The organism is uncultured Aquitalea sp. (assembly GCF_945957525.1).
Taxonomy (GTDB): domain Bacteria; phylum Pseudomonadota; class Gammaproteobacteria; order Burkholderiales; family Chromobacteriaceae; genus Aquitalea.
Window position 1 is genome coordinate 1 of the sequence record NZ_CAMFLA010000024.1, and the last position, 25174, is coordinate 25174.

A 25174-nucleotide genomic window follows, 5' to 3' on the forward strand; every position below is an offset into this window, starting at 1 on the left:
GAGCGACGGACTGTTAATCCGCAGGTCGCAGGTTCGAGCCCTGCTCGGGGAGCCACCCCAGCAATGCATGATTTATTCCCTGATAGCTCAGTTGGTAGAGCGACGGACTGTTAATCCGCAGGTCGCAGGTTCGAGCCCTGCTCGGGGAGCCAGACAAAGCCCGCAGAATTTCTGCGGGCTTTTCTTTTTTTGCGCGTCTTGCATGAATTTTGACAAGACGACACGCCGATTCCACAATCATTGCCGAATGAGGCAAGCCATCATGCTACAATTCATACCGTTAATTCATATTAAACAATATGTCAGGAGTTAATGTGTCCATTCTGAAAGAGTTCAAAGAATTCGCGGTAAAAGGCAACGTGATCGATCTGGCTGTTGGCGTGGTGATCGGCGGCGCATTCGGCTCAATCGTAAAATCCTTGGTCGACGACATCATCATGCCGCCGGTTGGCATGCTGATTGGCAATGTGGACTTCGCCAATCTTTTTGTCGTACTCAAGGAAGGCGCAAAGCAAGCCGGCCCTTACGCCTCTGTAGCCGCAGCGAAACAAGCTGGCGCCGTTACGCTTAATATTGGCCTGTTCATCAATTCGCTGGTCAGCTTCACCATCGTCGCGTTCGCCATTTTCATGCTGGTCAAAGCCATCAACAAACTGAAACGCGAAGCCCCGTCCGAAGCAGCCGCACCCACCCCGGCCACTAAAGAGTGCCGTTACTGCCTCTCCAGCGTGCCGGAAAAAGCCACGCGCTGCCCCTGCTGCACCTCGCAACTGGACTGAGCAGCCGCCTCGACGAAAAAAGGGACCTACCGGTCCCTTTTCTTATGTGATCCACACCATGACGCCTAACCGGGCTTCTTGATGCTTTCCAACAAACTCGTAGGATCAAAACCAACCCGCAATGCCCCCCAATGGCGGCCGTCCAACTCGATTGGCAACGCCACTTCGGACAACACCTCTCCAGTATCTCGCACATAGGTATGCAGCAAGAAAGGCTCTTTGTTGCGCGCCGATTTCAAACCGGCCTGATCATTGAAAATGCGCTTGTCGCGACTATTCACCAAGTCTTTCTGCATATCGCCGCTTAGCGGTTGGCTGTACCAACTGTTGTGAGTAGGTGCGTAGCCGTTCACATCAACCAGCAGACAGAAGCGACCGCCAGCAATGTCTTTTGCCAGCCGATCATATGTAGGTTGCACCAGTTTCTCCAATGCCTGATCGTAAGCCGTGCGGTACTTTACCGGTTGCGTACCGGCAATGGCCTGATACCGCTGATCAAAGAGGTTTACCCCGGACTTAAGCATGCGTTGCAACTCGCCCTGCAACTCATCGCGGGTACGGCGCGACTGATTGATCAGGCGGTCAAACTCGCCCTCTCCGATAATGAAGCGGGATACCATCTCCTGCACCTGCTCCGCCACTCCCGACAACTCATCAGCCACATCCGCAGTGTGATTCAACCGCTCCGTCACCACCTTGCCCAGATCATGAATTTCCGAAACATGCTGATTCACTTCGCGGTTGGTTTGCGCGAACTCGGCCATCGTGCCGGCAATCTGCGTCAGACTGGATGCTGTAGACTCGAAATCCCCCATCATGCGACCAAAATGCTGAGAGGCACGCGAGACCACATCCCTCGCCCTGATCGTACCCTCGGTAATTTCTGCCGTTTCTACCTGTGTATGCGACACCAGACCCAGCATGCTATCGATGTTGCCGGATATCTCGTCCGTGGCGGTTTTAACTTTTTCGGCCAACTTGCGCACCTCGTCCGCCACCACGGCAAACCCGCGACCCGACTCTCCCGCCCTGGCCGCTTCGATAGCGGCGTTGAGTGCCAGCAGATTGGTCTGATCAGAAATGTCCTTGATAAGATCGACGATGGTCTTGATGCTGGCGGAACGCTGGCTGAGATCCTCTACCGTCTGATTGAAGTGACCCACCTTTTGGTTGATGTCATAGATGCGATCCGCCACGGTGCGCAATTCATCATTGGACTCCCGGGCCACATCCAGATTGGCCAAAGTGGTATCGGAAATTGCCTGAGTTTGAGTAGTAACCTGATTGATGCCCGTCGTGGTCTGGTCGCTGGCGTCGCGCACCCGGGTGGCGGACTCATCCTGCTTGCGCGCACTGCCCAATGATTCGCCGATGTTCTTGCGGGTGCGGGCGGAGTCCATGGCAATGCGCACCGTCATCAAGCGCACGTTGCTGATGATTTCGCGCATTTTCATCTGGAACCGGTTGTACGAGAGCGAGACCTCACGGATTTCATCGTAGGTAACCGTGGGTATATCGCGGGACAGATCACCCTCCCCCGCGCCAATCTCATTAAAGATGCTGATGATCATGCGCAAGGGACGCACAATCAGATAACGCAGGTACCAAACCATGAAACCCGTCAGCAGCAGGCAGAACACCCACATGCCCATTGTCCAGAAAATAGCACTGGATATCTGGCTATCCATGGCGGCAAGCGAGGATGCGGACAGGTTCTGCCCATGCAACTGCTTGCGGATATCCTCAAGCGTGAAATATATGTAAGCCGCTGCAAGCAGCTGGAAAAGACTCAGAAAAAAGAAGCTGCAAAGCTTTTTGGACAGCGAGTTCCAGAATGTTTTCTCGACCAGCGTATACAGCCGCCAGAACCAATCCATGCTATCTCTCCTACCGCGCTGTTTTTGATTGTTTTGGTTTAAAAGCTGCTGTCCATTCTTACTGTATTTTCCGAAACCAGCCAGTCAAAAATCATAAATGCGACACATTATTTTTCATTTGCCATGAAAGGCAAAAACTGTGTGACCAAAAGCTAAAATATCAGAAAATTCTAATTTTTTAGCCGCCAGCGCATCCAGAACTCCTGCCCGGCAAAAACCTGTAAACCATTGCCAACTTGCTCTACGGCTTCAAGCTTGAATAACGGTTCAAGCATAGCCTTCAAATCTTCCAGCGCAATGCCAAAGGGTGGGCCCTTGGGCGTAGGCATGCCAAAGAACACACCTGCCAGCAGGCCATCAGGCTTCAGCAGAGACGCCATCTTTTTTGCATAATCCGCCCAAAGTGCCGGCGGCAATGCGCAAAGAAAAGCACGCTCCAGTATCAGCGAATAGGCCCCATCTTCTGGCAGTGCAAAAAAATCCGCTTGCCACAATCTGACTGGCGAACCGCTCAACGCGACCTGAGCGCGCGCCACCGCCTCAGAGCTGAAGTCGATGGCATCCACCTGAAAGCCAATTGAAGACAAGGCCAGCGCATCGCCGGCGCTGCCGCACCCAGGCACCAGAGCGCGGCCGCCACGCGGCAACGCTTCAAAAAATGAACGCGCTACCAAAGGCAAGCTTGCGCCCTCCCAAGGAGTAACGCCATTCTGGTAACGCGTATTCCAGAAGTCTGGCAAGGAACTGTCCTGAGCCATTTTCAGTACTCCATGATGTGATGATTTACTGCGCCAACCAGTGACGCAGTTGCTGCAGCATGGCCGCTGGCGTTTCGCAATGAGGAAAGCTTGATGCCGGGCCTGGCTTTACTCGCACCCGCACGCCCTCATACCTTGGACTCAGGCGCAATATCGCGCCATCCAGCGGCAATACCCCCCACTCGCCTTCATCATCCATCTCCATGTCCTGCAATAGCACGGAAGCCTCTTCGGCCAACAGCAGCAACCACTGCCTGGCAGGCAAACGACGCCATACCGTCTCGCGTTCGGATGCATCCATGAAACACCATTGGCTGATTTCACCAAAGGTGCGCCCACAACCGCGGCAAACATTATCCCCAACTGCCGTCGTACAGCGCGCGATGCATGGCGAGTCTGGTCGCGCCAACTGGCTGGCATCCACTTGCAATATAAATGTCATATAACTTGACTAGCGTCGCAAAAGTGTCAGATAAATGAAAGATCCATGCAATCAGATCAACACAAATGTCCCGAGATGAATTGCTGGTCTTCCGTATTTTACGGGTACTCAAGACCAGACATGCACAGTATCTTGATGAAGCACACATCCGCAAAGCGCTGCGCCGCGAGACCGGCGTTGAATATCCTGCCGACGTGCTGGCTTTCCACCTGAGCAACATGCTGCGCAATGGCCTGCTCAAGCTGGTGACACTTAGTCACAACCTCAAAGCCTACAAGCTTGACTGGGCTGGCCACGACTATCTGGACGCCAGCTGACTTGCCGTCCTTCGGCCAATGTGTGTAATCACGCCCCCCCACCATCGGCGCACTAAAACAAAAGCCCCGCAAACGGGGCTATCTTTCTGGCGGACCCAGGCTCAGCAGCAAGCAGCGCATCAACCGGTATAGAGGTGCCTCAAACGCTCCGCCACCAACTCGCCATGTTCGTAATAGGCCATGGGATAATCTTCCTTCATCCAGCGAAGCAACTGCGCCGACTGATTCAAAATCCGCTCTTTCTCCGACAAATCAGCCGCCAGATGCATATGCTTGACCGCCCGGGACAAGGCGGATTGATAATCCGCAATCGATACCGGACGATCATACACATCCCCATGCGCAAGCGGGCTATTGCGCCCCTCCAGCTTCAACAGCACCCCACCGGCAATGCAACCTGCAGCACAGAGGGCAGCACCCATCACGACCCCTGCCTCCTGCAGAGCAAAAGCCGCCAAGAACATCATTGTCATCGCAAGCGCAAGAAATAGACGCACACGGCACCTCTTTAGCAATTGATGCCGATAGTATATTTCATGCTTATTACCTAAATATGCGTACGAATACTAAGCGAATCCTCGAGGCCCGAGTCAACTGCGGACAGACAATGCGGCAAGGCCATGCCCAAGCAAAACCCGCTGCATTGCCACTGTGGCCACGTGCCTGCGTCTGCGTCTGCGTCTGCGTCTGCGTCTGCGTCTGCGCCGCCTCATGTATAGTGTCAATGAATGGAAGCCATAAATTTAAATGGCTTTCACGGAACCCCAGTCAAACATAGACTCGTGTCACATCAACAAGGAGGTGGACATGAGAAATCTGATACTGGCCTTTGCCCTCATGCACGCCGGCAGCGCTCTAGCTGCCGAAACAGACAGCCTTACTGTCCCGATGCAGCTTGTCGATGAACATGGAGCCCGCTCCCCCGCCGGCGCCATTACCATCAGCGAATCGCCTTATGGCTTGATATTTACGCCAGCCATCCAGGATATGCCGCCCGGTGTGCATGGCTTTCATATTCATCAAAACGCGTCGTGCGAACCCATGATGAAAGAGGGCAAGCCGGTAGCGGCATTGGCGGCAGGCGGACACTGGGACCCGGCCGCCACTGGAAAACATGACGGCCCCTATGGCAATGGCCACCTTGGAGACTTGCCTGCCCTATACGTCGCCAGCGACGGTACAGCAGCCTACCCGGTGCTGGCGCCACGCCTAAGCCACCTTGAAGACATCCGGGGGCACGCCTTGATGATTCACGCAGGCGGCGACAATCACTCAGACCATCCGTCGCCTCTTGGTGGTGGTGGCGCAAGACTGGCCTGTGGCGTGATCAAGTGATGTGACTCACATCGGTTGGAAATGGACTGTTGAACCCCCTCGGCCAAGCGCGCAGCGTGAGCGCGTTGTTGAGGCCATGAAGTATGAAGTGCGGCTGAATCTGCATATAGAAAAACAAAAAGGCCATCCGCGTGTGGATGGCCTAAATGTTTGATACTTCAGTGGTTCTTGTGGTCGGGGTGAGAAGATTCGAACTTCCGACCCCCTGCACCCCATGCAGGTGCGCTACCAGGCTGCGCTACACCCCGACTCAAGAGAAACGCATTGTAACTGTTTTATGCTTGTTTGCCAATACCAGAATCCAGCCAATTCAGAATGGATTCCAGTTCCTGGCGCACTTCTTGGGCAGTAATCGGCTGCGGACCATCCTCACCCGTGCCAAGACGCTGGCGCGCACCCTGAATAGTAAAGCCATCATCGTAAAGCAGGCCGCGAATGCGACGCACCAACAACACTTCGTGATGCTGGTAATAGCGGCGGTTACCGCGACGCTTCACCTGACGAAGTTGGGAAAACTCCTGCTCCCAATAGCGCAGGACGTGAGGTTTGACCCCGGCAAGCTCGCTGACCTCACTGATGGTGAAGTAGCGCTTGGTCGGAATCGCAGGCAGATCAACCTTGCTTGTTGGCATGGAATTGCTCGACCATTCCTTTGAGTTTCTGGCTGGCGTGGAAAGTGACCACGCGGCGGGCGGTGATGGGAATTTCTTCCCCGGTCTTGGGGTTGCGTCCCGGACGCTGCGGCTTGTCGCGCAGCTGGAAGTTGCCGAAGCCCGACAGCTTTACCGAGTCCCCCGCTTCCAGCGCAGTACGGATTTCTTCGAAAAACGTTTCTACCATGTCCTTGGCTTCGCGCTTGTTCAGGCCTACCTGATCAAACAACAGATCGGCCAACTCGGCTTTGGTCAAAGTCATGACTACCTCTCAAAACTACATCATTTAAGCAACATGGCCGCCCGCCCAGCAGGCGGCCTTTCTACGGAATATCAAAGACGCAGTTGCGCGCCATGCTCGGCGGCGACGGCATCCAGCAATGCCTTGATAGCCGGCTCGACATCTTCGTCCGTCAACGTGCGGGACTCATCTTGCAACAAGACTCGGAAAGCCAAGCTCTTTTTGCCCTCGTCCACACCCTTGCCACGGTAAATGTCAAACAAAGCCACTTCGCGCACCAGCGGACCGGCTTGCCGGGTAAAAGTTGCCAGCATAGCAGCTACCGCCACCTGCTCGTCAACCACCAGCGCCAGATCACGACGAACAGGCTGCAATTTGCTCACCGGCGTGGCCTGTACCGGCACGCGCGCGTCCACGGCTTTCAAGCTCAGCTCAAACAACACCGGCGGCGTGGGCAGGCCATACTCCTGCGCCCAGCGCGGGTGCAGTTCGCCAATAACGCCCACCACCTCGCCATCCAGCAGGATATGCGCGCAGCGGCCGGGATGGAAGGCGGGATGGGTCGCCTTGACGTACTCGGCGCGAGCCGGATGCAGCAAAGCCTCCACATCAGCCTTCACATCGAAGAAATCGACGCGCTCGGACTTCTGACCCCACTGTTCGGCAAAGCGCGGGCCCCAAGCGAGGCCAGCCACCATTTCCGGTTGGCTGGCGGCATCGACCTTGCCTTCGGCCGACTTGTGGAACACGCGCGCCACTTCAAACACACGTACGCGCGGCTGCTTGCGATTGAGGTTGCCGACCAGCACATCCACCAGACCGCCAATCAGGCTGGAGCGCATCACGCTCATCTGCGATGCAATCGGATTGATCAGGCGCACCGGATCGGCATTGCCGGCGAAGTCGCGCTCCCAGCGTTCTTCGACAAAGGCGTAGCTGACCACCTCCTGATAGTCGCGACCAGCCAGGAAGTGGCGGATGACTTCGCGCGGGCGCACCACCTCCGGCAACGCCAGCATGCGCAGACGGGACGCCGGGGCTTCCGCCGGAATGGCATCGTAGCCATGAACGCGCGCCACTTCTTCGATCAGATCTTCTTCAATCTCGATATCGAAACGGAAAGACGGCGCATCTACTTCAAAACCACCATCAATCGAACGGAAAGTCAGGCCAAGGCGACTGAAAATGCCGGCGATCGCGTCGCAAGAGAGGTTGATGCCCAATACCTTGGCAACACGCTCGACACGTACCTTGACGGCGCTGCGCTTGGGCAGCTCACCCAGCGCCTCCGTCACCGGACCGGCTTCGCCGCCGCAAATTTCCAGCACAAGGCCGGTAGCGCGCTCCATGGCGTCGCGCTGCAGTTCGAAATCCACCCCTCGCTCGTAACGGAAGGATGAGTCGGAACCGAAACCCCATACTCGTGCCTTGCCGGCAATGGCTTCAGGCGCAAAGAAGGCGCTCTCCAGGAATATTTCCGTACTGGCCGTGGTGACGCCGCTTTCTTCGCCGCCCATGATGCCGCCAATAGCCAATGCCTTGCTGTTGTCGGCAATCACCAGATTGTCTTCGGCCAACTTGACAGTTTTCTCGTTCAGGCACAGCAACTCTTCGCCTTCGCGCGCCATGCGCACCACAATACCGCCATCAATGCGGGACAGGTCGAAGGCATGCATGGGCTGGCCTTGTTCGAGCAGCACATAGTTGGTGATGTCGACAATGGCGGAGATGGAGCGGATGCCGGCGCGTTCGAGACGGCGCTTCATCCAGTCCGGCGTCGGCGCTGCGGCATTTACGCCGCGCACCACGCGCCCCAGATAACGGCCGCAAGCCTTGGGCGCGTCAATGCGGACAGGCAGCGCCTGGTCATGCTGAGGAGCCACGGCGGCGATAGCCACCGGGCTGTTGACCGCACCGGTCAGCGCGGACACTTCGCGTGCGATACCCTTGATCGACAGGCAGTCGGCCCGATTCGGCGTGATTTTGAGTGTGAACAGCTGATCATCCAGGCAAAGATGGTCGCGAATGCTCTGCCCCACCGGCGCATCAGCCGCCAGCACCAGCAAACCGTCAGCATCGTCGGGTATGCCAAGCTCCTTGCCGGAACACAACATGCCGCCGGATTCCACACCACGCATCTTGGTGGGCTTGATGCGAAAATCACCCGGCAGCACCGCCCCCGGCAAGGCGCAAGGCACTTTCAGGCCTACCGCCACATTGGGCGCGCCGCAGACAATCTGCACCAGTTCACCGTTGCCGACATCCACCTTGGTGACGCGCAGGCGGTCGGCATTTTCGTGCTTGACTACTTCTTTGACTTCCGCCACCACCACACCGGTAAATGCCGGAGCGGCCGCGACCACCTCTTCCACTTCCAGACCCGCCATCGTCAGCAGGTAGGACAACTCGTCAGAGGTCAACGACGGGTTGACCCAGCTTCTCAGCCACTGTTCGGAAAATTGCATTGTTTACCCCTTGCCCGCCGTCAATTGAACTGTTTGAGGAAGTTGAGATCGTTCTCGAAGAACAGTCGCAGATCGTTCACGCCATAGCGCAGCATGGCGAAGCGGTCCAGACCGATGCCGAAAGCGAAACCGGTGTACTTCTCAGGATCGATATTGACGTTGCGCAGCACATTGGGATGCACCATGCCGCAGCCGCCCACTTCCAGCCAGCCGCGCTCGCCCAGCACGTCGATTTCGGCCGAGGGTTCGGTAAACGGGAAGAAGGACGGACGGAAGCGCACTTGCAGATCGTCGCGCTCAAAGAAGCGGCGCAGGAAGTCGGTGACAACGGCTTTCAGATCGGCGAAGGAGACGCCCTCCTCCACCCAGAGGCCTTCCATCTGATGGAACATAGGCGAGTGAGTGGCGTCGGAGTCCACCCGATAGACGCGACCGGGTGCGACGATCTTGATCGGCGGCTCGTTGTCCAGCATGTAACGCACCTGAATCGGGCTGGTATGCGTGCGCAGCACATCGCCGCCTTCCACATAGAAAGTATCGGCCATGGCCCGGGCGGGATGATTCTCAGGGATGTTCAGCGCCTGGAAGTTATGGAAATCGGTTTCGATTTCCGGACCGTCAGCCACTTGAAAGCCCATGGAGCGGAACAGCGCAGCAATGCGGTCCAGCGTCAACGCCACGGGGTGCAGTCCACCCGTGGACAGGCCGCGACCCGGCAAGGTGACGTCCAGCGCTTCGGCGGCCAACTGGGCTTCCAGCTTGGCGGCATTGAGCGCGTCGCGCTTGTCGTTATGTGCGGTTTCAAAGGCCTGCTTGGCCACATTGATGGTGGCGCCGGCGGTTTTGCGCTCCTCCGGCGGCAGCTTGCCCAGCTGCTTGAGAAGCTCGGTCAACTCGCCGCTTTTACCGAGAAAGCGCGCCTTGACCTGTTCCAGTTCAATCAGGTCCCGCACTGCCGCGACGGCAGTCAGGCCTTGTTGCAGAATCGCGTCAACGTTAGTCATTGGGTCTCACACCGTATGCGTCTTATCCGGGATATGCGCCACCCAAGGTTGGCCGAAGCCGCCCAGGCAACACAACGCCGGAACAAAAAGGCTGACCGCACTCTTGGCAGTCCGGTCAACGCTCTTGCGACAACGCCGCTACTGGATCAAATGAAAAAAAAGGGAGGCATCAGCCTCCCTTTTCACAGTCTTGCTATCAAGCGAGGCAAGCTTTCGCCTTTTCAACGATCTGGGCAAAAGCGGCCTTGTCGAACACGGCCAGATCGGCCAGAACCTTACGGTCGATTTCGATGGCGGCTTTCTTCAGACCGTTCATGAACTTGCTGTACGGCAGACCGCATTCACGCGCAGCGGCGTTGATACGGGCAATCCACAGCTGACGGAACTGACGCTTTTTCTGACGACGGTCGCGGTAGGCATATTGACCCGCCTTCATCACCGCCTGTTTGGCGATGCGATAGACGTTCTTGCGACGGCCGCGATAGCCTTTCGCCAGGGCAAGGATTTTTTTGTGACGAGCACGTGCGGTTACACCGCGTTTTACGCGTGGCATATTTCAGGTCTCCTTAAGCGTAGGGCATCATGGCGCGAACAGAAGCCACGTTGGTAGCGTCCACCATGGAGGTGCCGCGCAACTGACGTTTGCTCTTGGTGGTCTTCTTGGTCAGGATGTGACGCTTGAAGGCGTGGGCACGCTTGAAACCACCGCCACCCAGTACTTTGAGACGCTTTTTCGCGCTCGACTTGGTCTTCATTTTCGGCATGGAAATGCTCCTGCTGAATTTTGTTTAGATTAGACGTACGGTGGCCCGAAGGCGCTTTGGACCGCAACGTCACGCTTTTAGAGGCTTTGAGGCCTACAAAATCAACACGGCAGGAATGACCCTGCCGTGCCAAGACGATGATTATACCCGATTATTTCTTTTTCGGGGCAATCATCATTACCATCTGACGACCTTCCAAGCGCGGGAACTGTTCTACAGTACCCACCTCGACCAGATCAGCCTCCACGCGCTTGAGCAGCGCGAGACCAATGTCCTGGTGAGCCATTTCACGACCGCGGAAACGCAGCGTGATCTTGGCCTTGTCGCCATCATTCAGAAAACGAATCAGGTTGCGAAGCTTGACGTTGTAATCGCCATCGTCCGTACCCGGACGAAACTTCACTTCCTTGATCTGGATCTGCTTCTGCTTTTGCTTGGCTTCGTGCCGCTTCTTGGACTGTTCGTACTTGAACTTGCCGTAGTCCATCAGCTTGCACACCGGAGGCTGAGCAGTGGGGGAAATTTCCACCAGATCTACATCATTCTCTTCGGCGAGCGCCATTGCCTCGCGCAGACTGACAACGCCAATCTGCTCACCTTCCGTACCTACCAGACGAATCTCGCGAGCGGTAATCTCGCCGTTGATCCGTGCTTCGCGTTCCTGAGCTATAGCCAAATCTCCTATCAATCAATCAAATGCCAGCCGCTGCCGGATCAGGCCTCAGGCATCTCAGCCTTGAGACGGGCCACGAAGGCATCCAGCGTGAGCTGCCCCAGGTCTTCGCCTCGGGCGCGCACGGCAACCAGTCCGCCTGCCTTTTCCTTGTCGCCCACGATGATCTGGTACGGCAGCTTTTGCAGGCTGTGCTCGCGGATTTTATAGCCGATCTTCTCGTTTCTCAAGTCAAGCTCGACTCGGAAGCCTTGTTTTTTCAGCGATTCGGCGATATCAGCCGCATAATCCGCCTGCGCTTCGGTGATATTCATCACCACCATCTGCACCGGAGCCAGCCACAAAGGGAAGGCACCGGCGTGGTTTTCAATCAGAATGCCGAGGAAACGCTCCAGCGAACCCAGCGCCGCGCGATGCAGCATTACCGGGCGTTTGCGGCTGTTGTCGTCTGCCACGTATTCGGCATCCAAACGCTCGGGCAACATGAAGTCCAGCTGCAGCGTGCCGCACTGCCAGGAGCGACCCAGCGCGTCCTTGATGTGGTATTCGATCTTCGGACCATAAAAAGCGCCCTCGCCCGGCAACTCTTCCCACTGCACGCCACAGGCGCGCAGCGCTTCGCGCATACCCTCCTCCGCCTTGTCCCAGGTCTCCTCCGCGCCGATGCGCTTTTCCGGGCGCAGTGCCAGCTTGATGGAGACCTTGTCAAAACCGAAGCGGTCGTACACTTCCATCACCAGGCGATGGAAATCCTTGGCTTCTTGATTGATCTGGTCCTCAGTACAGAAGATGTGACCATCATCCTGTACAAAACCGCGCACGCGCATGATGCCGTGCAAGGCGCCGGACGGCTCGTTGCGGTGGCAGGAGCCAAATTCGGCATAACGCAGCGGCAGATCGCGATAGGAGCGCAGGCCACTGTTGAAAATCTGCACATGACCCGGGCAGTTCATCGGTTTCACCGCATAGTCGCGCTTTTCGGACTCGGTAATGAACATGTTTTCGCGGTAGTTGGCGGCGTGACCGGAGCGCTCCCAGAGGGTAGCGTCCATCATCATCGGCGTGCGCACTTCCTGATAGCCTTCGCGGTTCAGCTTGCCGCGCATGTATTGCTCAACGTTTTGCCACAACTGCCAACCCTTGGGGTGCCAGAACACCATACCCGGCGCCTCATCCTGCAAATGGAACAGATCCAGCTGCACGCCCAGTTTGCGGTGATCGCGCTTCTCCGCCTCTTCCAGCATGTAGAGGTAGGCGTCGAGATCTTCCTTTTTGGCCCAGGCAGTACCGTATACGCGCTGCAGCATCTCGTTATTGCTGTCGCCACGCCAGTAAGCGCCGGCCACCTTCATCAGCTTGAACACTTTCAACTTGCCCGTGGACGGCACGTGCGGGCCGCGACAGAGGTCGGTGAACGCGCCTTCTCGATACAGGGACAGCACCTGATCTTGCGGAATGGACTCGATGATTTCGGCCTTGTACTTCTCGCCAATGCTCTTGAAGTAGGCGATCGCCTCATCGCGAGACAGCTCGTAACGCTCCACCGGAATATCCTGCTTGGCTAGCTCGGCCATCTTTTTCTCGATAGCGACCAGATCTTCCGGCGTAAACGGGCGCCTGTAGGAGAAGTCGTAGTAGAAGCCGTTCTCGATCTCCGGTCCAATGGTGACCTGCGCTTCGGGGAACAGCTCTTTCACTGCATACGCGAGCAAGTGGGCCGTGGAGTGGCGGATGATGGACAGGCCATCGGCATCCTTGTCGGTCACAATCGCCAGATCGGCATTGCGATCGATGGCGTAGGACGTATCCACCAGCACGCCGTCCACGCGACCGGCCAAAGCGGCGCGAGCAAGACCGGCGCCGATGGACGCGGCCACTTCATGAACCGTTACCGGCTTGTCAAACGAACGGATTGAACCGTCCGGCAGGCGAATGTCAGGCATGTCAACTCCAGCGAGGTCAAGGTAGCAAGCGAAAAAGTCAAAAAAAAAGAGCGGCTGAGCCGCTCTTTTTTTGCATGGTACAACCCGCGAGGCTCAGCAAGCGTGAGAATAACGGGTTGTGGTAGTTCGCCAGTGTTTCACTGCGAAATCTCCATGCGGATATGTTCTGGTAGGCACGATTGGATTCGAACCAACGACCCCCACCATGTCAAGGTGATGCTCTAACCAACTGAGCTACGTGCCTGTCGTCGAGGTGCACATATTACCCATGCGCCTTAACGAATGCAAGCACTTTTGATCGACCGCATGCCGCCCTCCCCGGCTTGAGGTATACTAGCCCGCTGATTTTGCGAAACAAATACCAACAATGCTGAAGTTTACCGTACACAAGACTTCCGGCGGCGCGCGACGCGGTACGCTGGAACTCAACCACGGCACCGTGGAAACCCCGGTTTTCCAGCCCGTGGGCACCTACGGCTCGGTGAAGGCCATGAGCCCACTGGAGCTGAACGAGATCGGCGCCCAGATCATTCTCGGCAACACCTTCCATCTGTGGCTGCGCCCGGGGCTGGAAATCGTGGAGCAGTTTGGCGGCCTGCATGAGTTCATCGGCTGGGACAAACCCATCCTGACGGACTCCGGCGGTTTCCAAGTATTCAGCCTGTCCGACATGCGCAAGCTGACGGAAGAAGGCTGCACCTTCCAAAGCCCGATCAACGGCGACAAGCTGTTCCTGTCGCCGGAAATCTCGATGAAGATCCAGACGGTGCTGAATTCAGACATCGTCATGCAGCTTGATGAGTGCACGCCGGGCCAGGTGGATCACGCCACCGCGCAAAAGTCGCTGCAAATGAGCCTGCGCTGGGCCGAGCGCTCCCGCCGCGCCTTTGACGATCTGAAAAACCCCAACGCGCTGTTCGGTATCGTTCAGGGCAATCTGTACACCGACCTGCGCCAGGAGTCGCTGGAAGGCCTGATGCAGGTGGGTTTCGACGGCATCGCCATCGGCGGCCTGTCGGTTGGCGAACCGAAGCCCGAGATGTACCGCATGCTGACCGAGCTGCGCGACATGCTGCCGGCGGAGAAACCGCACTATTTGATGGGCGTGGGCACACCGGAAGACCTGGTGCACGGCGTAGCCAACGGCGTCGACATGTTCGACTGCGTCATGCCCACCCGCAACGCCCGCAACGGCTGGATCTTTACCCAGTGGGGCGATGTGAAGATCAAGAACTCGCGCTACAAAGACGACAAGAAGCCGCTGGATGAGGAGTGCGACTGCTACACCTGCCGCAACTTCAGCCGCGCCTACTTGCACCATCTGCATCGCGTGGGCGAAATCCTGGGCGCCCGCCTGAACACCATTCACAACCTCTATTACTACCAGGAACTGATGCGGCAGATGCGCCGCGCCATCGAGGAAGACCGCTTCGAGGACTTCCGCCTGGCCTTCCACGCCAACCGCGCGCGCGGCGTGGCGTGAGCGTTATCGCCCGGCGCTCCCGTGCGGAACCCGGGCAGCGTCGCGACTGTCCGAGGCTTCGGCCAACCCCGGCAAGGTTGGAAAAGACAGAGAGCGTGGCTACAATGGCCCGTTTGTATCAACACTACTGATAACAAGGGAGCAAACAATGCCCTTCATTGACAAGGCTTTTGCCGCAGGCAGCGCACCGACCGGCGGTTTCGACATCATGTCCTTCCTGCCCATGGTGGTCATTTTCGTTCTGTTCTGGTTCCTGATGGTTCGTCCGCAGCAGAAGAAAATGAAAGACCATCAGAAGATGCTGTCCGAGATTCAGAAGGGTGATGAAGTGGTTACTCAAGGCGGTCTGGTGGGTCGCGTCGTCAAGACCGGCGAACAATACCTGACCCTGGAAGTGGCCAACGGCGTTGAAATCAACGTTCAGCGCGGCGCCGTAGGCGGCAAGCTGGAAAAGGGCACCCTGAAGTCCCTGTAAGGCCCAGGTCGGCCGCCGCGCTCCCCGCCCGGCGGCCGGTTTCGTTTTTCATTCCATAGAAACCCAATGAACCGCTATCCTCTCTGGAAGTACCTCGTCATTGCGGTAGCCCTGATCATCGCCACGATCTACACGCTGCCCAATTTCTACGGCGAGACGCCCGCGGTCCAGGTCTCCAGCACCCGCCAGTCCATTCCGGTGGACACCGCCCTGATGGGCAAGGTGGAAGAAGCCCTGAAAGCGCAGAACCTCCCCTACGACGGCCTGTTCCTTGACGGCAGCAGCCTGAAGATCCGCTTCAAGGACGCCGACACCCAGATCAAGGCCCGCGACGCCATCCAGCACGCGCTAGGCGATAATTTCATCATCGCGCTGAACCTGCTGCCCGCTTCGCCCGACTGGCTGAGCCGCCTGCACGCCTACCCGATGTTCCTCGGCCTCGACCTGCGCGGCGGCGTGCACTTCCTGCTGGAAGTGGACATGCAGGCCGCCACCGACAAGAAGCTGGACAGCTACGCCGGCGACATCCGCCGCGAACTGAAGAACAAGCAAGTGCGTTACGGCGCCATCAAGCGCAACGGCACTTCGCTGGAAGTGCAATTGCGCGACGCCGACACCCTCAAGGCCGCACAGAACGCAGTGGCCCGCGCTCTTCCCACACTGGGCCTGAGCACCGACGACGCCAACTTCCGCCTGGTTGCAACGCTGAAGCCGGAAGAGATCAGCAAAATCCAGAGCGACGCCGTCAAACAGAACATCTCCACCCTGCACAACCGGGTGAACGAACTGGGCACTTCCGAGCCCATCATCCAGCAGGCCGGCCCCAACCGCATCGTGGTGCAGCTGCCCGGCATTCAGGACACCGCGCGCGCCAAGGACATCATCGGCCGCACCGCCACGCTGGAAGTGCGCATGGTGGAAGACGATCCGGGCAAGATGAACGAAGCCATGGCGGGCAATGTGCCGGCCGGCTACGACTTGCTTGACGAAGCCTCCTCGCGCGGCTCCAGCAAGATTCTGGTGCGCAAGGACGTGGAGCTGACCGGCGACAACATCAACGACGCCCAGGCGGGCTTTGATGAAAACGGTGCCCCGGCCGTCCATATCAATCTGGACACCACCGGCGCCGGCATCTTCCGTCAGGTAACCGCTGAAAACATCGGCAAACGCATGGCCATGGTGCTGGTGGAAAAAGGCCGCGCCGAGGTGGTGACCGCGCCGGTGATCCGTAGCGAGATCGGCGGTGGCCGCGTGCAGATTTCCGGCAGCATGAATCCGGCCGAAGCCAACGACACCGCCCTGCTGCTGCGCGCCGGCTCGCTGGCCGCGCCGATGAACATCGTGGAAGAACGCACGGTAGGCCCGAGCCTCGGCAAGGAAAACATCGAGAAGGGCTTCCATTCCACACTGTGGGGCTTTGCCGCCATCGCCGTGTTCATGGTGATTTACTACGGGGTGTTCGGCGTGTTCTCGGCGCTGTCGCTGGCCGTCAACGTGTTCCTGCTGCTGGCCATCCTGTCCATCCTGCAAGCCACGCTCACCCTGCCCGGCATCGCCGCCATCGCGCTGGCGCTGGGTATGGCCATTGACGCCAACGTGCTGATCAACGAGCGCATCCGCGAGGAGTTGCGCAACGGCGTGCCGCCGCATTCGGCCATCCAGGCCGGCTACAGCCACGCTTGGGCCACCATCCTCGACTCCAACGTCACCACCCTGATCGCCGGCCTTGCGCTGCTGATCTTCGGCTCCGGCCCGGTGCGTGGTTTCGCCGTGGTGCACTGCATCGGCATTCTGACTTCGATGTTCTCCGCCGTGCTGGTTTCGCGCGGTCTGGTGAACCTGTGGTACGGCCGCCGCCGCAAACTGACCTCCCTGGCCATTGGCCAGGTGTGGAAACCTGAGAAATAAGGACGGGCATCATGGAGCTTTTCCGTATCAAACGGGATATCCCGTTCATGAGCTACGGCCGGTTGACCACGGCGATTTCGCTGGTCACCTTCATCCTGGCCGTGTTCTTCCTCGCTACCCGTGGTCTCAACTACAGCGTTGAGTTCACCGGCGGCACCGTGCTGGAAGTGCAGTATCAGCAGTCGGCCGACCTCAATCTGATCCGCGACAGCGTGGACAGCCTGAAACTGGGCGAAGCCACGGTGCAGACGCTGGGCAGCAGCCGCGACGTCATGATCCGCCTGCCCAACAAGCCGGGCATCACGTCCGCCCAGCTGTCGGAAAAGGTGATGAGCCTGCTCAAGACCAAGGATGCTAGCGTGCAATTGCGCAAAGTGGACTTTGTCGGCCCGTCCGTGGGCGAGGAGCTGGTGAGTCACGGCCTGACCGCCGCGGTGCTGGTCTGCATCGGCATCATGCTCTACTTGGCCATCCGCTTCGAGTGGCGCTTTGCCGTGTCGGCCATCATCGCCAACATGCACGACGTGGTGATCATCCTTGGCTGCTTCGCCTTCTTCCGCTGGGAGTTCTCGCTGACCGTGCTGGCCGGCGTACTGGCGGTACTGGGCTACTCGGTGAACGAATCGGTGGTGGTGTTCGACCGTATCCGTGAAAACTTCCGCAAGCCGGGCATGCGCGGTCGCAACACGGCATCCATCATCGACAATGCCATCACCGCCACCATGAGCCGTACCATCATTACCCACTTCTCCACGGAAATGATGGTGGTGTCCATGCTGGTATTCGGCGGCCCGGCGCTGCACGGCTTTGCCATGGCGCTGACCATCGGCATCGTGTTCGGCATTTACTCCTCGGTGCTGGTGGCCAGCCCGATCGCCCTGTGGCTGGGTGTGAGTCGCGAACACATGATCAAGCCGACGAAACCGAAAGAAGAAGCGGTGGTCTGATTCACCGCCCCAACGGACAACTGGCCGGTCTTGACCGGCCAGTTTTTTATGCGGCACCCTTTCGGCCAACCTGCCTCACCTATCGGGACACTCCATGGAAGTGCTGACTTTCCTTATCGACTTCATTCTCCACATCGACACACATCTGGCCCAGCTGGTGGTCGATTACGGCGTGTGGATCTACGCCATCCTGTTCCTCATCATCTTCTGCGAAACCGGCCTGGTGGTAACCCCTTTCCTGCCGGGCGACTCGCTGCTGTTTGTTGCCGGCGCGCTGGCAGCCATGGGCAAGATGGATGTGCATCTGCTGACCGGCTCGCTGATCCTGGCCGGCATTCTGGGCAATACCGTCAACTACACCATCGGTCGCTATCTGGGCAATGCGCTGTTGCAGCGCTACCCGAAGCTGATCAAACCGGAATACCTGGCCAAGACCCACGCCTTTTACGACAAGCACGGCGGCAAGACCATCATCTTCACCCGCTTCGTGCCCATCATCCGCACCTTCGCGCCCTTTGTGGCCGGCATCGGCAGCATGGGCTACCGCCAGTTCACCGTTTACAACGTGGCCGGCGCGGTGCTGTGGGTGGCTGGCTTCACCTACGCGGGCTATTTCTTCGGCAACCTGCCCTTCGTGCGCAAAAACCTCGAGCTACTGATCTTCGGCATCATTTTCGTTTCCTTCCTGCCCGCCATCATCGAGTTCTGGCGGCACAAGCGCGCGGCAAAATAAATCCCGCCCCCTCGCTGAAACCGGCGGATTGGATACCGGTTTGGCCGCCGCAACGCTACGTCGCAGCGGCGGCCAAACCCAGCTCAAACATCGCAAACAAAGAGGCCGCCGCATGCGGCCTCTGCTTTTTCTACCCTCCTGCGCCGGCTGGCACTATCATGTCGCTCTTATGAAACGCATCCATAAGCTACCCGATCATCTCGTCAACCAGATCGCCGCCGGCGAGGTGGTGGAACGCCCAGCTTCCGCGCTGAAAGAAATGCTGGAAAACAGCCTGGACGCCGGTGCGGACAAGATCACCGTGGATCTGGCGCAAGGCGGCATCAAGCTGATCCGCGTCACCGACAACGGCATCGGCATCGACAAAGACGATTTGCCGCTGGCGCTGGACCGCCACGCCACCAGCAAAATCCAGTCGCTGGACGATCTGGAACAAGTAGGCACGCTGGGCTTTCGCGGCGAAGGTCTGGCCAGCGTCGGTTCTGTGTCGCGGCTCACCCTCACCAGCCGCCCCGCCGACAGTCCGCACGCGCACCAGATCATCGCCATCGACGGCGCCTTGCACCCGGTAGAGCCAGCCGCGCATGCGCCGGGCACCAGCGTGGAAGTGGTGGATCTCTACTTCAATACGCCGGCGCGCCGCAAATTCCTCAAGAGCGAAAACACCGAGTACGCCCACTGCGAAGCCACCTTCGAGCGCATCGCACTGGCCCATCCGCAGGTGGAGTTTCTGCTGCGCCACAACGGCAAGGTAGTCTGGCGACTGCCGGCGCAAAGCCTGGTGGACCGTGTCACTGCTCTGCTGGGCAAAGATTTCACCGCGTCCTCTCTGGCCGTCGAAACCGCCGCCGGCAAGATGACGCTGAGCGGCTTCATCGGCTCGCCCACCTATTCCAAGTCCAGCCGCGACGCGCAGTTTTTTTACGTCAATGGCCGCTTCGTGCGCGACAAGACCGCCCAGCACGCACTGCGCCAGGCTTACCGCGATGTACTGCATCACGAGCGCCATCCGGTTTATGCGCTGTTCCTCACCATGGATCCGGCAGGCGTGGACGTGAATGTGCACCCCACCAAGATCGAGGTGCGCTTCCGGGAAAGTCAGGCCATACACCAGTTTTTGTTTCACAGCCTCAACAAAGCCCTGGCCGGCACCAGCGCCGGCCTGACCGGGCCATCCGCCGCCGGCGCGTCGCCCGCAGAGTCAGCGCCGACGCAAGCCGCGCCGGACAGCCCGTTCGCCACACGCCCGGGCGCGCCCGCCAGCGGCGGCGCGCCGGCCCGCCAATTCGCCTACCAGCAACAGAGCATCCCGCTGCAGGTAGTGCGCGAATCCATCGGCATTTACGACAAGCTGTTCTCCGGTTTGCGCGAAGAAGAGCGCGCCGCGCCTTCGGCCAACCTTGATGCGGATCCTGCGCCGGCCCTGCCTTCCATGCTGCCGGCAGCCGACATTGCCGCGCTGCCGCCCGCCAGCGAGGGCATGCCGCCGCTGGGCTTCGCGCTGGCGCAACTCCACGGCGTCTACATTCTCAGTCAGTGCGAAGAGGGGCTGATCGTGGTGGACATGCACGCGGCGCACGAGCGCATTGTGTATGAAAGGCTGAAAGCCGCCATGGAAACCGACGCCATCCCCATGCAACCGCTGCTGCTGCCGGTATCCTTTGCCGCCGACCGCATGGAAGTGGCCACCGTGCACGAGCATGGCGAAGCAATGAAGGCCTTGGGCGTAGAGTTGGCCACGCTGTCTCCCACCCAGCTGGCGGTGCGCGGCGTGCCGGTCTGGCTGAAGGACGGCAACCCGGTGGATCTGGCGCGGGCCGTGCTGAAAGACGTGCGCGAATTCGGCCTCAGCCGGGTGCTCACCGAGCGCCGCAACGAGCTGCTGGCCACCATGGCCTGCCACGGCGCAGTGCGCGCAAACCGGCAATTGACACTGGCGGAGATGAACGCACTGTTGCGCGACATGGAGGCCACCGAGCGCTCCAACCAGTGCAATCACGGACGCCCCACCTGGGCGCGGCTCACCATGAAAGACCTGGACAATCTCTTCATGCGCGGCCGTTGAGCCGCGCCACCCGAATCTGAAAGACCCGCCGAAATGGCCAAACTGTTTTTCCGCTATGCCGCCATGAACAGTGGCAAGAGCACGCAATTGCTGCAAATCGCCAACAACTACGAAAGCATGGGCAAGGCCGTACTGCTTTACACCGCCGCCATCGACGACCGCTTCGGCGTGGGCAAGATCACCTCGCGGCTGAATATCCAGCGGGATGCGCTGACTTTTGACCCGGAGCTGGATTTTCTTCAGCGCGACTATGCGGATATCGCCTGCCTGCTGCTGGACGAGGCGCAATTTCTCACCCCGGACCAAGTGTGCCAATTGCACCAGCTGGCGCACACCCGCAATGTGCCAGTGATCTGCTTCGGCCTGCGCATCGATTTTCGCGGCCACCCCTTCCCCGGCTCCGCCTGGCTGTTGTCGCGAGCGGAAGACGTGGAAGAGATCAAAACCATCTGTGAATGCGGCAAGAAAGCCACCATGCACATCCGCATCGATGCCGACGGCCGCAGGGTGCAAGACGGCCCGCAAGTGGAAATCGGCGGAGAAACCCGCTACCGCGCCGTCTGCGGCCGCTGCTTTCATGTAGGCGAGCCGGACAGCCCGGCCTTGGCCGCGGCGGCCGGGGATGCGACACTGCCGGCCTCAGCCCACTGAACAGCACCATGTCCCACACTTTCTTCTGGCACGATTACGAAACCTTCGGCGCCGTGCCGCGCCAGGACCGCCCTTCGCAATTTGCCGGTGTGCGCACCGACGCCGAGCTGAATGAAATCGGCGAACCGGTGATGCTCTACTGCAAACCCGCCCCGGATTACTTGCCGGCGCCGGAAGCCTGCCTGCTCACCGGCATCACGCCGCAGCACTGCCTGCGACACGGCGTGCCGGAGCACGAATTCGCCGGCGTGATCGAGCGCGAACTGGCCACCCCCGGCACCATTGGCGTGGGCTACAACTCGCTGCGCTTTGACGATGAAGTGACGCGCTTCCTGTTCTGGCGCAATCTGATCGACCCCTACGCCCGCGAGTGGCAAAACCAGTGCGGGCGCTGGGACCTGCTGGATCTGGTGCGCGCCACCTTCGCGCTGCGTCCGGAGGGCATCGAGTGGCCGCTTCATGAAGACGGCCGTCCCAGTTTCAAGCTGGAACACCTCAGCGCCGCCAACGGCCTGCTGCACGAAGCAGCTCATGACGCCCTGTCCGATGTGCGCGCCACCATCGCACTGGCGCGGCTGATCCGCCAGCGCCAGCCCAAGCTGTTCGACTACTACCTCGCCTTGCGCCGCAAGGACGCGGTCAAGCTGCAACTCAACCTGCACGCGCCCAAGCCCCTGCTGCACATTTCCGGCATGTATGGCCCGGAGCGCGGCAACATCGCCATCGTCTGGCCGCTGGCCCAACATCCCGGCAACAGCAATGAAGTGATTGTCTGGGATCTGGCGCAAGACCCGGACCAGCTGCGCGGCCTGGGACCGGAGGCTATCCGCCAGCGGCTTTACACCCGCAGCGAAGACCTGCCAGAAGGCCTCACCCGCCTGCCCATCAAGACTATCCACATCAACAAGTCCCCCTTCGTCGTGGCCAATCTCAAAGTGCTGAGCGACGAGCGGCGCGAGCACTGGGGCATCAATATGGCGGACATCCAGCGCCATGCCGAGCACGCCGCCGCCCTGCCCGACCTCACCCCGGTATGGCGCAGCGTCTACCAGCGCGAAGACAACGGCCCGCGCGACGTGGACGAAAATCTCTACGGCGGCTTTGTTTCCAACAACGATCGCAAGGTGCTGGCCCGCTTGCGCCAGCAAAGCGCGGGTTTGCTGACCAACGAAATGCCCTTTTTTGAAGACGCTCAACTCAACGAACTGCTGTTTCGCTACCGCGCCCGCAATTTTCCGGACACCCTCTCCGCCAGCGAGCAAGCCCGCTGGCTGGACTGGCGAGGGCAAAAGCTGCGGGACGGCTGCATTCCGGGCCGCACGCTGGCGTCCTTCCGCGAAGAACTGGCCGCGCAAGCGCCTGGCGACGACCCGCGCCGCGCCGAGGTGTTGCAAGCGCTGGCCGACTATCCTGCTCTGATCCTGCCGCCAGCAGTCTGAAAAACGGCCTCGCCTTTCCAGGGACCAAGTTGGCCGAAGGCCCGCTCGCCATCAGGACAAGCCGCTGCCATCCGGCGGCGGCTTGTGCGACAATCGCCCCCTGTCCGATTTTCCGTTTTCCGCCATGACCGATACCCCGCGCGCCCTGCTGTTGATGGGCCCCACTGCCTCCGGCAAGACCGGCCTCGCGCTGGCGCTGGCCCAGCGCTTTCCCGTGGAGATTGTCAGCGTGGACTCGGCTCTGGTGTACCAGGGCATGGACATCGGCACCGCCAAGCCCAGCGCGGAGGAAATGGCGGTCTGTCCGCATCACCTGATCGACATCATCGATCCGCTGCAAACCTACTCGGCCTCGCGCTTTCATGCCGACGCCAATCGTCTGATCGCCGACATCCACGCGCGCGGCAAACTGCCGGTGCTGGCCGGCGGCACCATGCTCTACTACAAGGCGCTGCTGGAAGGCTTATCCGACCTGCCGCAAGCGGATGCCGAGCTGCGCGCCCGGCTGGACGCGGAAGCGGCGGAGCTGGGCTGGCCGGGCATGCACCGCAAGCTGGCGGCGCTGGACCCGGACACCGCCGCCCGCCTCAATCCCAACGATTCGCAACGCATCCACCGCGCACTGGAAGTCTGTCTGATCAGCGGCCAGCCCATGTCCGCGCTGATTGCTCGCGGCAAAGAAGCCGCCGCCAGTTTCCGCTTCCTGCCGCTGGCGCTGGCGCCCGAACAGCGCGGCTGGCTGCACGAACGCATCGCGCTGCGCTTCCGGCTGATGATGGAGCAGAATTTTCTGCAAGAAGTGCGCACGCTTCGGCAAACCTGGCCGGCGTTGACGCCGGACCTGCCCTCCATGCGCTGCGTGGGCTACCGTCAGGCCTGGGATTATCTGGACGGTGCCTGCAGCGAGGCGGAATTCATCGAACGCGGCATCGCCGCCACTCGCCAGCTGGCCAAGCGGCAGCTCACCTGGATGCGCAGCCTGGACGTGCTGCCGGTGAACGCGCAACGCCCGGATGTGGAAACCGCCGTGCTGGACGCTTGCGAACGTTTCCTCGCCGGCCGCGACATGGCGGACAATCTGGTGTATCGCGGCGCCTTCTGACGGCAAGCCCTGCGCCTTGGCCCTGGCGCTCTGCACAGTGTCATCACCTGCGCCAAAGCAAGAAAAAAGCGGGCTGAGGCAGCCCGCTTTTTCATTGCAACCCGCGCCTGCCTGCGTTCATGCGCAGGCAAGAACGGTCACACGCCCTGTTTGGCCGCCGCCACGCTCTGTTTCACCCACTCCAGGTGCGCCGCCTTGTCGAGGAAAGTCCAGGCCACAAAACGGCTGCGCTTCTGCCCCTGCCCCATCGTCACCACCTTGCTGTGACGCGCCCCAGCATCCTTCACCGCGCGGCGAATGGCCGGCAGGTTGTCCTCGCGCGACACCAGACTGGTAAACCACAAGCACTGGCGGGCATAGCGGCGACTCTCTTCCGCCATGCGGCCAATGAAGGCCACTTCGCCGCCTTGACACCACAGCTCATCCGCGCGACCGCCAAAGTTCAGCACCCCGCGACGCTCTTCCTTGCCCTTGCCCAGGTGACGCCACTTGCGCTCGGTGGCCTTGGCGGCTTCGTCGGCGGAAAGATGGAAAGGCGGATTGCACATGACCACTTCAAAGCGCTCGCCCTGACGCCATATGCCGTCGAACACCTGCTGGCTCTTGCGTTGCACGCGCAAGGCAATGCCTTCGGCCAAGCTCGGATTGGCGCGCAGAATGGCGGCGGCGTTATCCAGCGCCGGCTTGTCGATGTCGCTGCCCACACAATCCCAGCCGTACTCGGCGCGACCAATCAGTACATAAATGGCGCTGGCGCCGGTGCCCACGTCCAGCATGCGGGTGCGCGCCGGGGCCTGGCCGCCGCCGCTCTGACGCAGCAAATCCGCCACGCAATGCACATAATCGGCGCGCCCCGGGATGGGCGGGCAGAGATAGCCTTCGGGGATGTCCCAGTCACGCAGGCCGTACCACAAGCCCAGCAAGGCGCGGTTGAGGCACTTCACCGCCGCCGGGTCGGCAAAATCGATGCTGGTTTCGCCGGCGGGCGTGGTGACGAGATAGGCGGCAAGCTGCGGACACTCGGCTTGCAGCGCGACCAGATCGTAACGGCCCTGATGGCGGTTGCGCGGATGCAGGCTGACGGAAGATGAACTCATGGCGGCAATGAAAACGTAAACAG

25 protein-coding genes and 3 tRNA genes are annotated in these 25174 nt (G+C 59.7%); 13 read left to right on the plus strand and 15 right to left on the minus strand.

Translation table 11 applies throughout. From position 1 onward, the window contains the following. Positions 1-76 precede the first annotated feature (76 nt). A tRNA-Asn gene (locus Q0P52_RS17390) sits at positions 77-152 on the plus strand. 162 nt (positions 153-314) lie between these two features. Further along, a complete protein-coding gene (mscL, locus tag Q0P52_RS17395; protein ID WP_293765730.1) occupies positions 315-779 on the plus strand; it encodes a large conductance mechanosensitive channel protein MscL in 465 nt (154 codons plus the stop codon). Between the two features lie 65 nt (positions 780-844). Here mscL and Q0P52_RS17400 read toward each other — a convergent pair whose 3' ends face one another. The 3 genes from Q0P52_RS17400 to Q0P52_RS17410 form a co-directional block, all read right to left on the minus strand. Continuing rightward, complete coding sequence (locus Q0P52_RS17400) at positions 845-2656, minus strand: methyl-accepting chemotaxis protein (RefSeq protein WP_293765731.1); 1812 nt, start codon at positions 2654-2656, stop codon at positions 845-847. Positions 2657-2826: 170 nt separating this feature from the next. After that, complete coding sequence (locus Q0P52_RS17405; protein ID WP_293765732.1) at positions 2827-3414, minus strand: methyltransferase domain-containing protein; 588 nt, start codon at positions 3412-3414, stop codon at positions 2827-2829. A gap of 25 nt (positions 3415-3439) precedes the next feature. Then, the gene (locus tag Q0P52_RS17410; protein WP_293765733.1) at positions 3440-3856 is read right to left on the minus strand and encodes a DUF1289 domain-containing protein; all 417 of its coding nucleotides are present in this window, start codon (positions 3854-3856) and stop codon (positions 3440-3442) included. A gap of 65 nt (positions 3857-3921) precedes the next feature. Here Q0P52_RS17410 and Q0P52_RS17415 point away from each other — a divergent pair, with 65 nt between their 5' ends. After that, complete coding sequence (locus tag Q0P52_RS17415) at positions 3922-4173, plus strand: hypothetical protein (RefSeq protein WP_293765734.1); 252 nt, start codon at positions 3922-3924, stop codon at positions 4171-4173. 119 nt (positions 4174-4292) lie between these two features. Here the strand turns inward: Q0P52_RS17415 and Q0P52_RS17420 are convergent, their stop codons facing one another. Further along, positions 4293-4670, minus strand: coding sequence for a hypothetical protein (locus tag Q0P52_RS17420; RefSeq protein WP_293765735.1), 378 nt, complete (start codon positions 4668-4670; stop codon positions 4293-4295). Positions 4671-4980: 310 nt separating this feature from the next. Between Q0P52_RS17420 and sodC the strand changes: the two genes are divergently transcribed. After that, positions 4981-5508, plus strand: a complete 528-nt coding sequence (gene sodC, locus Q0P52_RS17425; protein ID WP_293765736.1) for a superoxide dismutase [Cu-Zn] SodC — start codon at positions 4981-4983, stop codon at positions 5506-5508. Between the two features lie 171 nt (positions 5509-5679). Here the strand turns inward: sodC and Q0P52_RS17430 are convergent. The 10 genes from Q0P52_RS17430 to Q0P52_RS17475 form a co-directional block, all read right to left on the minus strand. Then, positions 5680-5756 (minus strand) — tRNA-Pro (locus Q0P52_RS17430). Positions 5757-5783: 27 nt separating this feature from the next. After that, positions 5784-6140 (minus strand): MerR family transcriptional regulator, encoded by a 357-nt coding sequence (locus tag Q0P52_RS17435; protein ID WP_293765737.1) that lies wholly within the window; start codon positions 6138-6140, stop codon positions 5784-5786. After that, positions 6121-6423 carry an integration host factor subunit alpha gene (locus Q0P52_RS17440; RefSeq protein WP_293765738.1) on the minus strand — a complete coding sequence of 101 codons (303 nt, stop codon included), beginning with the start codon at positions 6421-6423 and terminating at the stop codon, positions 6121-6123. The genes Q0P52_RS17435 and Q0P52_RS17440 overlap by 20 nt, the downstream gene beginning before the upstream one ends. Positions 6424-6494: 71 nt before the next feature. After that, the gene (gene pheT, locus Q0P52_RS17445; RefSeq protein ID WP_293765739.1) at positions 6495-8867 is read right to left on the minus strand and encodes a phenylalanine--tRNA ligase subunit beta; all 2373 of its coding nucleotides are present in this window, start codon (positions 8865-8867) and stop codon (positions 6495-6497) included. 20 nt (positions 8868-8887) lie between these two features. Further along, the gene (gene pheS, locus Q0P52_RS17450) at positions 8888-9871 is read right to left on the minus strand and encodes a phenylalanine--tRNA ligase subunit alpha (RefSeq protein WP_293765740.1); all 984 of its coding nucleotides are present in this window, start codon (positions 9869-9871) and stop codon (positions 8888-8890) included. A gap of 196 nt (positions 9872-10067) precedes the next feature. Beyond that, entirely contained in the window at positions 10068-10424 is a 357-nt protein-coding gene (gene rplT, locus Q0P52_RS17455) for a 50S ribosomal protein L20 (RefSeq protein WP_293765741.1), read from the minus strand. Between the two features lie 13 nt (positions 10425-10437). Then, complete coding sequence (rpmI, locus tag Q0P52_RS17460; RefSeq protein ID WP_048407849.1) at positions 10438-10635, minus strand: 50S ribosomal protein L35; 198 nt, start codon at positions 10633-10635, stop codon at positions 10438-10440. Between the two features lie 151 nt (positions 10636-10786). Beyond that, positions 10787-11311: a translation initiation factor IF-3 gene (gene infC / locus Q0P52_RS17465; RefSeq protein WP_293765742.1), complete on the minus strand. Its 525-nt coding sequence runs from the start codon at positions 11309-11311 to the stop codon at positions 10787-10789. A gap of 38 nt (positions 11312-11349) precedes the next feature. Beyond that, positions 11350-13251: a threonine--tRNA ligase gene (gene thrS / locus Q0P52_RS17470; protein ID WP_293765743.1), complete on the minus strand. Its 1902-nt coding sequence runs from the start codon at positions 13249-13251 to the stop codon at positions 11350-11352. Between the two features lie 167 nt (positions 13252-13418). Next, a tRNA-Val gene (locus Q0P52_RS17475) sits at positions 13419-13495 on the minus strand. A 123-nt stretch (positions 13496-13618) separates the two neighbouring features. On the opposite strand from Q0P52_RS17475, the gene tgt reads away from it, so the two are divergent. The 9 genes from tgt (at position 13619) to miaA (ending at position 24054) form a co-directional block, all read left to right on the plus strand. Then, positions 13619-14734, plus strand: a complete 1116-nt coding sequence (gene tgt, locus Q0P52_RS17480; protein ID WP_293765744.1) for a tRNA guanosine(34) transglycosylase Tgt — start codon at positions 13619-13621, stop codon at positions 14732-14734. Positions 14735-14882: 148 nt separating this feature from the next. After that, on the plus strand, positions 14883-15209 hold the full coding sequence (gene yajC / locus Q0P52_RS17485; RefSeq protein WP_293765745.1) for a preprotein translocase subunit YajC: 327 nt from the start codon (positions 14883-14885) through the stop codon (positions 15207-15209). Between the two features lie 66 nt (positions 15210-15275). Then, positions 15276-17117, plus strand: coding sequence for a protein translocase subunit SecD (secD, locus tag Q0P52_RS17490; protein ID WP_293765746.1), 1842 nt, complete (start codon positions 15276-15278; stop codon positions 17115-17117). A gap of 11 nt (positions 17118-17128) precedes the next feature. Continuing rightward, entirely contained in the window at positions 17129-18064 is a 936-nt protein-coding gene (gene secF / locus Q0P52_RS17495) for a protein translocase subunit SecF (RefSeq protein ID WP_293765747.1), read from the plus strand. A gap of 100 nt (positions 18065-18164) precedes the next feature. Continuing rightward, entirely contained in the window at positions 18165-18797 is a 633-nt protein-coding gene (locus Q0P52_RS17500) for a DedA family protein (RefSeq protein WP_293765774.1), read from the plus strand. A gap of 169 nt (positions 18798-18966) precedes the next feature. Then, on the plus strand, positions 18967-20862 hold the full coding sequence (gene mutL / locus Q0P52_RS17505; RefSeq protein ID WP_293765748.1) for a DNA mismatch repair endonuclease MutL: 1896 nt from the start codon (positions 18967-18969) through the stop codon (positions 20860-20862). A gap of 33 nt (positions 20863-20895) precedes the next feature. After that, the gene (locus Q0P52_RS17510; protein WP_293765749.1) at positions 20896-21513 is read left to right on the plus strand and encodes a thymidine kinase; all 618 of its coding nucleotides are present in this window, start codon (positions 20896-20898) and stop codon (positions 21511-21513) included. 8 nt (positions 21514-21521) lie between these two features. After that, positions 21522-22952 carry an exodeoxyribonuclease I gene (gene sbcB, locus Q0P52_RS17515; protein ID WP_293765750.1) on the plus strand — a complete coding sequence of 477 codons (1431 nt, stop codon included), beginning with the start codon at positions 21522-21524 and terminating at the stop codon, positions 22950-22952. A 124-nt stretch (positions 22953-23076) separates the two neighbouring features. Further along, complete coding sequence (gene miaA, locus Q0P52_RS17520) at positions 23077-24054, plus strand: tRNA (adenosine(37)-N6)-dimethylallyltransferase MiaA (RefSeq protein WP_293765751.1); 978 nt, start codon at positions 23077-23079, stop codon at positions 24052-24054. Between the two features lie 137 nt (positions 24055-24191). Here the strand turns inward: miaA and rlmF are convergent, their stop codons facing one another. Beyond that, positions 24192-25151 carry a 23S rRNA (adenine(1618)-N(6))-methyltransferase RlmF gene (gene rlmF / locus Q0P52_RS17525; RefSeq protein ID WP_293765752.1) on the minus strand — a complete coding sequence of 320 codons (960 nt, stop codon included), beginning with the start codon at positions 25149-25151 and terminating at the stop codon, positions 24192-24194. Between the last annotated feature and the right edge of the window lie 23 nt (positions 25152-25174).